Origin of the sequence: Enterococcus mundtii, from assembly GCF_002813755.1 — a bacterium.
Taxonomy (GTDB): domain Bacteria; phylum Bacillota; class Bacilli; order Lactobacillales; family Enterococcaceae; genus Enterococcus_B; species Enterococcus_B mundtii.
This window is the reverse complement of sequence record NZ_CP018061.1, coordinates 2,787,426-2,801,024: the sequence shown is the minus strand read 5'-3', so window position 1 is coordinate 2,801,024 and position 13,599 is coordinate 2,787,426. Positions and strand designations below refer to the sequence as shown.

Genomic DNA, 13,599 nt, shown 5'->3' with positions numbered 1-13,599 from the left:
GATCTGAATAAAGTAAAGAAGGCGACAAACATATGGCATTTATCCAAGCAAATGTTTATTCAAACGTATTAGAAATGGAAGTCAATCTAAATGTGATCTTACCTCAGACAACCAAAAAAGTGATTGGGACAAGTACGTCGGCCAATATGACGGATGTTCCAGTGCTTTACCTGTTACATGGTATGGGAGGTAATCATAGTGTCTGGCAACGACGGACTTCCATTGAAAGATATGCGGCGGATTACGGGTTAGCCGTCATCATGCCATCAACGGATTTAGGTTGGTACACAGACACAACGTATGATATGAAGTACTGGACGTTTATCTCAGAAGAATTACCAGAAATCTGTCACGAATTGTTCCCACAACTGACAACGAAACGAGAAAAAACGTATGCAGCCGGTCTTTCAATGGGCGGATATGGTGCGTTGAAATTAGGGTTAGCAAAGCCCGAACATTTTTCAGCTATTATTTCTCTCTCAGGTGCGGTGTCGGTTGGTAATCGAATGGACGACTTATTGATGATCCGTCAAGCCAAGTTCTGGGAAGGGATTTTTGGTCCACTAGATAGCATCCAAGGTTCAGTAAATGATCCAGCTTACCTTGTTGAAACCTTAGCAAAAAGTGACAAAGAACCACCACGTATGTATCTTGCTTGTGGTGAATCCGATTTTCTCTATCAAGCCAACCAAGAAATGGCAGAAATTTTAAAAGAAAACAACATCGATGTGACATTCGAACATGGTCCTGGTGAACATGATTGGATTTTTTGGGACCAATGGATCCAACGAGCTCTCGCTTGGTTGTTCAATAAAAGGAGCTGACCACGTATGGAAGAAACAAAGTATTGCAAAGACTCGATGGTTATCCAAACACATCGGATCTTTCCCTTTGATTTGAATCCATTTGGGTATCTTTTTGGAGGGAAACTAATGGCAATGATCGATGATGCAGCATCGATTTCGGTCACCCGTCATTGTCGCAGAGGGGCAGTCACTGCTTCTTTAGATAGTTTGAATTTTTTGAAGCCTTTGCATGAAAATCATTCCGTTTGTGTGGAATCTTATGTGTCAGGTGCCCATAAGAAATCAATGGAGGTTTTTGTGAAGATCATCGGTGAAAACTTAACGACAGGTGAACGCTATTTGGCTGCTACTTGCTTTACGACATTCGTTGCGGTTCCTTCACATATGAACCTTGAAAAAGAGTTTACCGTGCCACATGTCATTCCTGAAACCGAGGAAGAGCAATTAGTTTGCAGTGGGTACGAGGAACGCCGTGCTACAAGACAGAAGGAAAGAACAGCCTATAAAGAATTTGCCGCTAGTTTATCTTTGGACCTCCCTTGGACAAGAGAACGAGAAGGCGAATAAGTCTACTTATGAATGGTAGAAGAAATGTAGAAGTGATCGTTCAAGATCACTTCTTTTTTATTGTGGCGAGCAAGATAGGTGCTAAACGGATTGGAAATAAGCATAATAAAGAAGAATTCCATAACGTACCTTTTATAGTGAGAGGAAGATAAACTCAAGAAGAAAGAAGGTGTATTTAAAAACAGACACTTTAAAGTTTCTTTCTATTATAAAAGTAGTTCCAGCGTTAAAAAATTACAGGTTGATTTCTTTTTTCAAACATGGTAAATTGTTAGTCGGTCTATTTTTACGAATTATAAAATAGGACGATTTATTATAAAAAAAGAGAGGTGTAAGTCACAAATATGAAGCTTATTTTAAAACATGCAAAAAACTATCGATTAGCTGTTTTTGTTTCTTTGCTTTCTGTCGCACTTATGGTGACAGCTACGCTTTGGCAACCTAAGTTGTTGCAACAAGTACTAGAAGCAATCATCACGGAAGACAGCGATGAAATGCGTACGATTGGCATTTCTTTGATTAGTTTAGCACTCCTAGGTTTAGCAGCTGGAGTCACGAATACGATATTTTCTGCTAAAGTCGCACAAGGTGTCAGTGCAGATATCCGGGAGGAAGCGTTTCGCAAGATCCAGACCTTCTCATTTGGTAATATTGAACAGTTTTCTGCTGGTAATTTAGTGGTGCGCTTAACGAACGATATTACGCAGATCCAAAACTTAGTTATGATTTCTTTGCAATCTTTGTTCCGTATCCCGTTTCTGTTTATTGGTGCATTTATTCTTGCGATGGCAACAATGCCTCAGTTGTGGTGGATCATCGTTCTTTTGATCGTTACTGTATTCTTGATCACAGCGCTGTCCTTTACACGTATGGGCAAGCACTTTATGATCATCCAAAAACTGATCGATAAAGTTAATAGTATCGCAAAAGAAAATCTAATGGGGATTCGAGTAGTCAAATCGTTTGTCCAAGAAGAAAATCAGTTGAATGAGTTTAGTAAAGTCAGTGAAGATTTAACAAAGCACAATATCATTGTTGGAACATTATTTTCAGTCATGATTCCCTCATTTATGTTAGCTGCGAACTTAGCTGTGGTGGGCGCAATCTTCTTCGTCAGTGATCTTGCAAAAGATGATCCAACCCTGATTGGTGGTATTGCTTCATTTATGAACTATTTGATGCAGATCATGATGGCGATCATCATTGGCGGTATGATGATGATGATGACCTCAAGAGCTGCCGTTTCATTGAAACGGATCAAAGAAATCTTGGATACTGAACCAGATTTAACTTATCTAGATGTACCTGAACAAGAATTGACTGGTTCTGTTCGTTTTGAAAATGTGTCTTTCCGTTATCCTGGTGATGATGCAGACACACTCAAAAATATCACTTTTTCGATCGAGCCTGGTGAAATGATTGGTATTGTTGGGGCAACCGGAGCAGGAAAGTCAACTTTAGCACAATTGATTCCACGCTTGTTCGATCCAACAGAAGGAAAAGTAGAAGTTGGTGGTGTTGATCTACGACAAGTGAATGAACACAGTTTAAGAAATACCGTTTCGTTTGTTTTACAAAAAGCGATTCTTTTTTCAGGCACGATTGCCCAGAATCTACGTCAAGGGAACAAGAATGCAACAGAAAAGGATATGGAGAATGCTTCTTCTATCGCTCAAGCCAAAGAATTTATCGAGAAATTAGCTGATCGTTATGAAGCACCAGTCGAAGAACGTAGTAGTAACTTTTCTGGTGGACAAAAACAACGTTTATCTATCACACGTGGTGTGATCGGTCATCCAAAGATCCTGATTCTAGATGACAGTACCAGTGCATTAGATGCCCGTTCAGAAAAACTGGTTCGCGAAGCCCTTGATCGTGAGTTGAAAGACACGACAACGATCGTTATCGCCCAAAAGATTGCTTCTGTTGTCAAAGCAGACCGCATCTTGGTATTGGATGAAGGAAAACTAGTGGGTGAAGGAACGCATGAAGAACTCGTTGCGAACAATCAGGTATATCAAGAGATTTTCGAAACTCAAAAAGGAACGGAGGAGTAGCCATGACTGATTTGATTAAAGCAAGTAAGTTTTTCTATCATTATTTAAAGCGGTACAAGGTTTCCTTCTTCTTTATCTTTATTACTGTGATTGCAGCAACTTACTTACAGGTGAAAGCACCTCAATATATCGGGGAAGCTTTCCAAGAATTAGCAAATTACATCGGTGCTTTGATGCAAGGTGTCGATGATAAAAGTAATTTCCTTTCGATTATTTGGAAGCTTTTGATGTTTTATGTTTTAGCCAGTGCGGCAAATTTTATTTACAGTATTTTATTTACACAAGTGGTCGGGAAATCAACGAACCGGATGCGTATTGGTCTATTTAATAAATTAGAAAAATTAACGATCCGCTTTTTTGATTCCCATCAAGACGGAGAAATTCTTAGTCGCTTCACTAGCGATTTGGATAATATCCAAAATAGTTTGAACCAAGCACTTCTTCAAGTGATCACGAATGCGGTTCTATTAGTTGGTATCTTGATCATGATGTTCCGCCAAAATGTCCAACTTGCTTGGGCGACGATTGCTTCTACACCGGTAGCGATTTTGATTGCTGTCCTAGTCATTCAAAAAGCCCGCAAATATGTCGACATCCAACAAGATGAAGTGGGTAAATTGAATGGTTATATGGATGAAAAAATCAGTGGACAACGCGTGATCATCACGAATGGTCTGCAAGAAGAAACAATCGAAGGCTTCTTAGCCCATAATCAAACTGTTCGTGAAGCAACATTTAAAGGACAAGCATACTCAGGGTTGCTTTTCCCAATGATGCAAGGCATGTCTTTAGTTAACACCGCGATCGTGATTTTCTTTGGTGGATGGTTAGCGTTGAATGGTGATCTGGAACGTTCAGTAGCGCTAGGATTAGTAGTTACTTTCGTCCAATATTCCCAACAATATTATCAACCATTGATGCAAATTTCTTCTGGCTACAGTATGATCCAATTAGCGATCACTGGAGCGCGAAGACTGAATGAAATGTTTGCTGAAAAAGATGAAGTGAAGCCACAAAATGGCAAGCCATTTGCTGGAATCGAAAAAGGCTTATCATTAACGAATGTTGATTTTGGTTATAGTCCAGAGAAATTAGTCTTAAATGATGTTTCCATTGATGTGAACAAAGGCGAGATGGTTGCTTTAGTAGGCCCAACTGGTTCAGGTAAGACAACGATCATGAACTTGTTGAATCGCTTCTATGATGTGAACGGTGGCTCTGTGAGCATTGACGGAACAGATATCCGCGAGTATGATTTAGACGATTTGCGTCGACATGTCGGAATCGTTCTACAAGAATCAGTTCTATTTTCTGGCACGATTCGAGACAATATTGTCTTTGGTAAACCAGATGCAACGGATGAAGAAGTAGTTAGCGCAGCGAAACAAGCAAATATCCATGACTTTATCCAGACGCTAGAACACGGCTATGATACTCACGTCTCTGAAGAAAATAATTTGTTCAGTACGGGGCAAAAGCAATTGATCAGTATCGCGCGAACAATCATCACGAATCCAGACCTATTGATTTTAGATGAAGCAACAAGTAACGTGGATACAGTAACTGAAGCAAGAATCCAAAAAGCAATGGATGAAGCGATCAAAGGTCGGACAAGTTTCGTGATCGCCCATCGCTTGAAGACGATTTTGAATGCTGATCGTATCGTCGTTTTACGTGATGGTCAAGTGATCGAAGAAGGAAACCATCACCAACTATTAGCAGAAGATGGCTTCTATGCGGAGTTGTATCATAATCAGTTTGTGTTTGAGTAGGCGCTTGGGACAGAAGTGTTCAGCCTTATTTCCGAAGAGGTTCCTTCTGTTACCGCCGTTTATTCGGTTTTAGGTGGTGGGAGAGAACGAATGTCTCACTCCCGTCATTGTGTAACGAATGTTCAAATGGAAGTCGAAAAACACCAAATCAAGAAGCCCTTGGTTTGGTGTTTTTCATGTAATGCAGTCTGATTGGCGCTTTTGGATGAATCCAAACATGAACCTTGGAAAATTAGCAAGGCTAGTGTATTTATGTAACAAAAGTTGTGGCAAATAGTTTTCAGTTATTGGGAAGTGAATCTGTGATTTCTTATTAAGTCAGGTCAATGATTTTAGGAACCATGACTACGTACAATAAAAAGCACTTAATCAAGTATTCCTCTTGATAATCGTTTGATCAATAGGAGTGACGATGAATTTCTATTCTAAATACACAGACACACTTGAATGTTAATTGTATTATAGTATAATTTATTCAACAAAGAACAGGTTCATATTACGACCAAGAACCACTAGCTGGCGGGCTAGTGGTTTTTGTCTAAGCGTGTTACATAGAACATAGTAAGGAGAACATCATGGGTATTTTAGGAATCCTAATAGCCATCATCAGTTTTATTTTGGCAGTAGGCGTAACAATATTGATCATTCGTGTGCTAAAACAGTATTTCACTAAATCATAGGACAAATGTAATCAAGTGAATACCATTAAGAAAATGGCATTCTAATTGGTCGTTAGGTTTTGGTAAAAAAATGAAAAACCTCTTTATCTTCTCAGTTTTATCACACTAGAAGATAAGGAGGTTTTTATTAGTTGTGGCTTTTCTTTTTTTCGATACAATACAAGATCGGAGGATTATTTTTTTGATTGATAAATTGATAATTCAAAACATTGAATTGTTCTTGAGGCAACGCTTGGCAAAAGCTTTGTACCATATCTAGTTCTGCTTCGCCACCTTGATGGCCATAATAAACGACGATGATCATGCGACCTTGTGGAACTAAACGTTTCAAGATTTCTTCCATCGCTGTTTTTGTCGTTTCAGGTAGCGTGATGACGGATTTATCACTTTTGGGTAAATAGCCTAAGTTGAAGATGCCGGCTTTGATGGGTTGTTGTTCAGAAATGACCGCACCAATGGTTTCATGTCCTTGTAAAAACAGGGTCGTCCGCTCCAATAAGCCGTTTTCTGACAATTTCTGTTGCGTGGACGCCAATGCTTGTTTTTGGATATCAAAACTATATACCTGACCGGTTTTTCCGACTTTTTCTGCTAGAAAAACGGTGTCATACCCATTACCCATCGTCGCATCAATCACATGATCTCCCGGTTGGATGATTTCCTCCAATAGCGTATGGCTAAAATGAAGTGCCGTTTTTAACATCCGCTTTTGACTCCCTCTCGAATATTGTACTTTCCTTGGTAACTATTGCGACGAATCATTTCTTCATCGATCGCATTCAAGACTTCCCATTTTTTCAAACTCCACATTGGCCCGATCAAGGAGTCCCAAGGTGCATCGCCAGTCAAACGATGGATGATGATCTCTTGAGGAATCATTTCCAGTTGGTCACAAATGACAGATACATAATCTGCTCGACTCATCAACTGCAGTCTGCCCTCATGATAGTCTCGTAACATCTTCGTTTTACGCATCAAGTGCATCAAATGTAGTTTGATTCCTTGGATATCAGAATCTAAGATCGTGCGACGAACATTTTCCCGCATCATTTCCAAGGATTCTCCCGGTAAACCGTTGATCAAATGCGTACATACACGTATGTCGTGCTTCCGTAATTTCGCAACACCGTCTAGGTACGTCTGATAATCATGGGCTCGATTGATCAGGATGGAGGTTTCTTCATAAGTCGTTTGTAAGCCCAATTCTACCCATAAATATAAACGTTGATTCAATTCAGCTAAGTAATCAACGACTTCATCGGGTAAGCAATCTGGTCTAGTACCAATTGATAAACCAACGACACCCGGTAGATTGATGACCTGTTCAAATCGTTCACGAATGACTTCGACTGGCGCATGGGTGTTTGTGAAATTTTGAAAGTAAACGATGTATTGATTCACTTGTGGCCATTTTTTGTGCATCATATCGATTTCTTTTTGAAATTGGATCGGTAGTGGCTCTTCTGGAGCAACGATCATATCACCAGAGCCAGAAACACTACAAAAGGTACAGCCACCATGGGCAACTGTCCCGTCACGATTGGGACAATCAAAGCCACCATCGATAGGTACTTTAAAAATTTTTCCACCAAATTCATGGCGTAACGCATAATTCCAAGAATGGTAACGTTTATTTCCTTCAGCATAAGGAAATTCCATTAAAATCCCTTCTTCCTATTTGATTGTGTAAATGGCAAGCGTTGTTGGACATACCAAGGATAAGTCAAGCATAACCAAAACAGGCTCAAGCTATAACCACCGAGGATATCACTAGGATAATGGACACCCAGATAGACACGACTAGCGCCAATACTCAGAATCAATAAACCTAACAATACTTGGATCATCCATGCCCATTCTCTCGTCTTGATCAAAGATGGCATCAAAAAAATCAGTGTGCCATACAAGATCATACTCGTTGCGGCATGTCCGCTGGGAAAACTATATGTCGTTTCGACCACTAAATGTTGCAGACTTGGACGGTCACGCATCACCAACAGCTTGATTAGTGGATTTAATATCCCAGCAACTAGCACAAAGTTGAAGATGAACCAATACAGTTCTTTTCTTTTTTTCTTGTGCCACAACCAAAGAGCAACTAATCCAAATACTAAAATGACAGTTATTGCATTTCCAAATGTCGTGATCAACCGCTGAAATGGATTCCAATCAGGATAAGGAATACGAATCCAATGGGTCAGTGTTTGGTCAAAACTAGACAATAGATCCACGCGAAATAAGACAAGTAGACTCAACGCTAGAAAAAGCAAGAAGCAACTTGCGGCTGAGATTTGGAAGATTCTTTTATTTTTCATTTAACTCCTCCTTCATGCCCAACCATTATAGCATTTATTATAAGAACGAAAAACAAGAGTTTTCTATTCCTGTTCACTTGGATCAATGAATAAAAACATATTGTTATGCAAGTTGTAATGTAATAGCAACCCTCAAGTAATATAACCGACATATTTAATTTAAAAAATAGGTGATCATATATAATTTAATAACTCGGAATCGTTTGATTAAAGGGTTAACAAAAGCGTCAAATCAAAAAATTACGAAAGATTACATAAAGATTACAAAACAACGTAATAGTCTTAAATAACTTTTAATAAATATTAAGAGAAGTTATAATTATTGATAAGGATAGATAAAAGTAATTAAATATGGGGGATAGTATATGCAAAAGGAATTAGTAGGACGAAAAGAACGCAGACGTCTGGAACAAGCAAAGCGTTACCGTAAAGTAAAGCGAAGTGCGGCAATCGTCGGAACCGCAATGGTGGGCTGTTCAGCTGTCGCACCAGTATTACAATCAGTCGCTGTCAATGCGGATGAAACACCGATCCAAATGAACTCTCGGATCAATACCGCTGCATTTATCACAGAAATTGCCACATTTGCACAACCGATCGCAAACGCGAATGATTTGTATGCTTCAGTAATGATCGCTCAAGCAGTCGTCGAAAGTGGTTGGGGTGGCAGTACATTATCACGTGCACCGTATCATAACTTATTTGGGATCAAAGGAAGCTACCAAGGACAAACTGTTTATATGGACACGCTTGAATTCTTGAACAACCAATGGGTGACGAAAAAAGAACCTTTCCGTCAATATCCTTCTTTCGCAGAGTCTTTTAGTGACAATGCCTATGTACTTAGAAATACTTCATTTGGTAATGGCTACTACTATGCAGGTGCTTGGAAGAGTAATACTCGTTCTTATACGGATGCTACTGCCCATTTGACAGGACGCTATGCGACGGACCCAAGTTATGCGACAAAATTAAACAATCTTATCATGACGTATGGCTTGACTAAATATGACACACCAGCAACTGGAAATGCAGGCGGTGGTGCGACTACTGGCGGCGGCAATACGATCAATACAGGGAACACAGGAAGTACAAATACAGGAAGCACCAACACTGGAAGCACGAATACAGGAAATACTAGTGGAAGTACGACTACTGGTTCAACGACGTACACAGTAAAATCAGGTGATTCTGTTTGGGGCATCTCAAATGCTCATGGCATCTCAATGGCGCAATTGATCGAATGGAATAATATTAAAAATAATTTTGTTTATCCAGGACAAAAGTTGACGATCAAAGGTGGTACAGCTGGCGGTTCTTCAACAACAAATTCAGGAAACAATACAGCTTCTACAGGTAGCAGTTCTGCTGGAACAACAACAAACAATTCGTCCGGTACGCGTTATACAGTCAAAGCAGGTGACTCTGTTTGGGGTATCTCGAATGCCCACGGCATCTCAATGGCACAATTGATCCAATGGAATAATATCAAGAATAATTTTGTTTATCCAGGACAAAGCTTGATCGTTTCTAATGGTGGGTCTGCTTCTGTAAATACACCATCGACACCAAGCACAACACCATCAACACCAAGTACAGGTGCTTCAGTTTCTGGTGCAAAATATACGGTCAAAGCAGGTGATTCTGTCTGGGGTGTGTCTCATGCCCATGGCATCTCAATGGCACAGTTGATCCAATGGAACAACATCAAGAACAACTTTATTTACCCAGGACAACAGTTGGTTGTTTCAAATGGTGGCGCATCAAGCACTGCATCAAGCACTGCATCAACGAATCCAGCACCTTCAACAACGACGAATAATCCAACGACTTCAAACACAGCAAGCCAAGGCTCAGGCACCTACACGGTCAAAGCAGGGGAATCTGTGTGGAGCGTCGCAAATAAAAATGGGATCTCAATGAACCAATTGATTGAATGGAACAATATCAAAAATAACTTCATCTACCCAGGTCAAAAGCTGATTGTAAAAGGCGGTAGTACAGCGGCGCCAACATCTACACCGACAACAACACCGGCAGCTGCTCCAAGCACGCCGAATACGTCAGCAGCAACGAACACATCAACGTCTGGTGATACGATCTATACGGTCAAAGCAGGTGAATCCGTTTGGGGTGTAGCTGACAAACACGGCATCACGATGGATCAACTGATCGAATGGAACAATATCAAAAACAATTTCATCTATCCAGGCCAAAAAGTGGTCGTGAAAAAAGGAAATACAACAGCAGCACCTACGTCTAATGATGGCAAACGTTACACAGTCAAAGCAGGTGAATCCGTTTGGGGTGTAGCTGATAGCCATGGCATCTCAATGACGCAATTGATTGAGTGGAACAACATCAAAAATAACTTTATCTACCCAGGTCAAAGTTTGATCGTTGCAAAATAATCGTTCTAACTGAAATAATAGTTGATTGATTCAATAATATTTGTTACTATGAAGCTACTAAAAATTTAGTTGATCAACGTTTGAAAAGGAAGTAGTAAAAAGTCGAAAGTTTTAGAGAGCACATGGTTGGTGAAAATGTGTACGGACGCTTTTGAACTCGCCTTTGAGTTGCACCTGCTGAACAGTTCTCCCAGTAAGCAGAGGCGGTGACGACCGTTACAACGTTCAAGGCCTTGTTCAGTAAGGCAAAATTAGGTGGTACCACGTAGATTACGTCCTATAAAAAGAGCAATCTTTTTATAGGATTTTTTTGTTTTTCAAGGCCAGCTTCTAAAAGAGAAACAGATCATTACATCAAAATAGGGGGTTCAAGATGAGCTATAATCACAAAGAAATTGAAAAAAAATGGCAAAAATATTGGGCAAAAAATAACACCTTTAATACGCATGATGAACCAGGTAAACCAAAATTCTATGCGTTGGATATGTTTCCATATCCATCAGGACAAGGTCTGCATGTTGGGCATCCAGAAGGCTATACAGCAACAGATATCCTAGCTCGTTTCAAACGTAGTCAAGGCTTCAACGTGTTACATCCAATGGGGTGGGATGCATTTGGACTACCGGCAGAGCAATACGCATTGGACACAGGCAATGACCCTGCAGAATTTACGCAAAAAAATATTGAAACCTTCCGTCGCCAAATCAATTCACTTGGTTTTAGTTACGATTGGAATCGTGAAGTCAACACAACAGATCCTGAGTACTACAAATGGACTCAATGGATTTTTACTAAATTATACGAAAAAGGCTTAGCCTATGAAGCAGAAGTAGCCGTGAACTGGGTACCTGAACTAGGCACCGTGATCTCAAACGAAGAAGTGATCGACGGCAAAAGTGAACGTGGTGGCTATGATGTCATCCGTAAACCAATGCGTCAATGGATGCTGAAAATCACCGCTTATGCAGATCGTTTGATCGATGACCTAGAGCTTGTGGATTGGCCCGAAAGCATCAAAGAAATGCAACGTAACTGGATCGGTCGTTCAGTCGGAGCAAATGTCACGTTTAAAGTGGCTGGCACAGACAAAGAATATACGGTCTTTACCACACGTCCAGATACGTTATTTGGGGCAACCTACTCTGTGCTAGCACCAGAGCTAGACTTAGTTCGTGAGATCACAACTCCAGAACAAAAAGAAGCAGTCGAAGCGTATATCGCAGAAACAGCGAAAAAATCAGATCTTAAACGAACAGATCTTGCTAAAGAAAAAACAGGTGTATTTACAGGTGCGTATGCGATCAACCCAGTAAATGGCAAGGAAATCCCTATCTGGATCGCTGATTATGTGTTAGCTTCTTATGGCACAGGTGCGATCATGGCAGTACCGGCACATGATGAACGTGATTACGAGTTTGCACAAACGTTTGATCTAGAAATCTTACCAGTCATCGAAGGTGGAGATACTTCAGCAGCTGCCTACACAGAAGATGGTGCGCATATCAATTCTGATTTCTTGAACGGATTGAATAAAGAAGAAGCCATCGATGCGATGAATCAATGGTTGGAAGAACATGGCGTTGGGAAAAAAGAAGTCAGCTATCGCTTGCGTGATTGGTTGTTTTCTCGTCAACGTTATTGGGGAGAACCAATCCCAATCATCCATTGGGAAGACGGCACAGTGACAACTGTATCAGAAGAAGAATTACCACTACGTTTACCAAAAACAAGCAATATCCAACCAAGTGGAACAGGGGAGTCACCATTAGCAAACATTGACGAGTGGGTCAATGTCGTTGATCCTGAAACAGGTAAAAAAGGCCGTCGTGAAACGAATACGATGCCACAATGGGCAGGAAGCTCATGGTATTACCTACGCTATATCGATCCACATAATAAAAAAGAATTAGCTAACTATGAAAAACTAGAACGATGGTTACCAGTAGATATTTATATCGGTGGGGCAGAACATGCGGTACTTCACCTATTGTATGCTCGCTTCTGGCATAAATTCCTTTACGATATTGGCGTGGTACCAACAAAAGAGCCTTTTGAAAAATTGTTCAATCAAGGAATGATCCTTGGAGAAAACAACGAAAAAATGTCTAAATCTCGTGGCAATGTTGTCAATCCTGACGATGTCGTAGAAGCATATGGTGCGGACACGTTACGTCTCTACGAAATGTTCATGGGCCCATTAGACGCATCGATTGCTTGGAGTGAAAATGGCTTAGAAGGTAGCCGTAAATTCTTAGATCGTGTTTGGCGCTTGATCGTGGACGAAAACAATAAAATGCGTGATCGTATCACGACACTGAATGACGGTAAACTTGATAAAGTATACCACCAAACAGTTAAAAAAGTCACAGAAGATTACGAAAATCTACATTTCAATACAGCGATTTCTCAATTGATGGTCTTTGTCAATGAAGCATATAAAGTCGATGCCTTACCTTATGAATATATCGAAGGATTCGTACAATTACTTGCGCCGATCGCGCCACATATCGGCGAAGAGCTATGGGCGATCCTAGGCAATGAACAAGATCTTTCTTATGCACCATGGCCGACTTATGATGAAGCTGCTTTGATTGAAGATGAAGTAGAAGTCGTCTTCCAAATCAATGGAAAAGTTCGTGCAAAAGCCAGTGTTGCACGTGACTTATCAAAAGAAGAACTAGAAAAAACAGCGATGGACGATGATAGTATCAAAGAACAATTAGAAGGAAAAACAATCAGAAAAGTGATCGTGGTTCCAAATAAATTAGTCAACATCGTCGCAAATTAATAAGTAAGGACCAATAGAAAAAAGTAAAAACGAGATGCCACATTCTCATGAAAATCATTTGGATTTCATGAGAATGTGGTTTTTTTTATAAATTTCCATCTGAGGGAAATTTTATTATCAGTGATAATTTCATATTTTTACTCTATATAATAGTTATCCCTTTTTGTTCAAGGAATAGTAACTAATCTAGTGTAGACAAGTAA

The 13,599-nt window shown here is 40.1% G+C and carries 9 protein-coding genes and 1 other annotated feature; of the genes, 6 read left to right on the top strand and 3 right to left on the bottom strand.

Going from position 1 to position 13,599, the window contains the following annotated elements; genetic code table 11:
* Positions 1–32: 32 nt before the first annotated feature.
* The 4 genes from EM4838_RS13030 (at position 33) to EM4838_RS13015 (ending at position 5,202) form a co-directional block, all read left to right on the top strand.
* Positions 33–824 (top strand): alpha/beta hydrolase, encoded by a 792-nt coding sequence (locus EM4838_RS13030; protein WP_071867915.1) that lies wholly within the window; start codon positions 33–35, stop codon positions 822–824.
* A gap of 6 nt (positions 825–830) precedes the next feature.
* Positions 831–1,373, top strand: a complete 543-nt coding sequence (locus EM4838_RS13025; protein ID WP_019724018.1) for an acyl-CoA thioesterase — start codon at positions 831–833, stop codon at positions 1,371–1,373.
* 344 nt (positions 1,374–1,717) lie between these two features.
* The gene (locus EM4838_RS13020) at positions 1,718–3,430 is read left to right on the top strand and encodes an ABC transporter ATP-binding protein (RefSeq protein ID WP_071867916.1); all 1,713 of its coding nucleotides are present in this window, start codon (positions 1,718–1,720) and stop codon (positions 3,428–3,430) included.
* 2 nt (positions 3,431–3,432) lie between these two features.
* A complete protein-coding gene (locus EM4838_RS13015) occupies positions 3,433–5,202 on the top strand; it encodes an ABC transporter ATP-binding protein (RefSeq protein WP_071867917.1) in 1,770 nt (589 codons plus the stop codon).
* A gap of 807 nt (positions 5,203–6,009) precedes the next feature.
* Here EM4838_RS13015 and mnmM read toward each other — a convergent pair.
* The 3 genes from mnmM to EM4838_RS13000 are packed head-to-tail and all read right to left on the bottom strand — an operon-like array spanning position 6,010 to position 8,197.
* Positions 6,010–6,585: a tRNA 5-(aminomethyl)-2-thiouridylate-methyltransferase MnmM gene (gene mnmM, locus EM4838_RS13010; protein WP_071867918.1), complete on the bottom strand. Its 576-nt coding sequence runs from the start codon at positions 6,583–6,585 to the stop codon at positions 6,010–6,012.
* Positions 6,579–7,541: a tRNA modification radical SAM protein MnmL/YtqA gene (gene mnmL, locus EM4838_RS13005; protein ID WP_071867919.1), complete on the bottom strand. Its 963-nt coding sequence runs from the start codon at positions 7,539–7,541 to the stop codon at positions 6,579–6,581. The genes mnmM and mnmL overlap by 7 nt, the downstream gene beginning before the upstream one ends.
* Positions 7,541–8,197: a phosphatase PAP2 family protein gene (locus EM4838_RS13000; protein ID WP_071867920.1), complete on the bottom strand. Its 657-nt coding sequence runs from the start codon at positions 8,195–8,197 to the stop codon at positions 7,541–7,543. The genes mnmL and EM4838_RS13000 overlap by 1 nt, the downstream gene beginning before the upstream one ends.
* 365 nt (positions 8,198–8,562) lie before the next feature.
* On the opposite strand from EM4838_RS13000, the gene EM4838_RS12995 reads away from it, so the two are divergent.
* A complete protein-coding gene (locus tag EM4838_RS12995; RefSeq protein WP_071867921.1) occupies positions 8,563–10,608 on the top strand; it encodes a LysM peptidoglycan-binding domain-containing protein in 2,046 nt (681 codons plus the stop codon).
* A gap of 70 nt (positions 10,609–10,678) precedes the next feature.
* Positions 10,679–10,891, top strand: a binding site (T-box leader).
* Between the two features lie 90 nt (positions 10,892–10,981).
* Positions 10,982–13,396: a leucine--tRNA ligase gene (gene leuS, locus EM4838_RS12990; protein ID WP_071867922.1), complete on the top strand. Its 2,415-nt coding sequence runs from the start codon at positions 10,982–10,984 to the stop codon at positions 13,394–13,396.
* Positions 13,397–13,599: the final 203 nt, after the last annotated feature.

Coding starts and splice junctions, on each gene's coding strand:
- EM4838_RS13030 (WP_071867915.1), top strand. CDS start 33: ATGGCATTTATCCAAGCAAATGTTTATTCAAACGTATTAGAAATGGAA.
- EM4838_RS13025 (WP_019724018.1), top strand. CDS start 831: ATGGAAGAAACAAAGTATTGCAAAGACTCGATGGTTATCCAAACACAT.
- EM4838_RS13020 (WP_071867916.1), top strand. CDS start 1,718: ATGAAGCTTATTTTAAAACATGCAAAAAACTATCGATTAGCTGTTTTT.
- EM4838_RS13015 (WP_071867917.1), top strand. CDS start 3,433: ATGACTGATTTGATTAAAGCAAGTAAGTTTTTCTATCATTATTTAAAG.
- mnmM (WP_071867918.1), bottom strand. CDS start 6,585: ATGTTAAAAACGGCACTTCATTTTAGCCATACGCTATTGGAGGAAATC.
- mnmL (WP_071867919.1), bottom strand. CDS start 7,541: ATGGAATTTCCTTATGCTGAAGGAAATAAACGTTACCATTCTTGGAAT.
- EM4838_RS13000 (WP_071867920.1), bottom strand. CDS start 8,197: ATGAAAAATAAAAGAATCTTCCAAATCTCAGCCGCAAGTTGCTTCTTG.
- EM4838_RS12995 (WP_071867921.1), top strand. CDS start 8,563: ATGCAAAAGGAATTAGTAGGACGAAAAGAACGCAGACGTCTGGAACAA.
- leuS (WP_071867922.1), top strand. CDS start 10,982: ATGAGCTATAATCACAAAGAAATTGAAAAAAAATGGCAAAAATATTGG.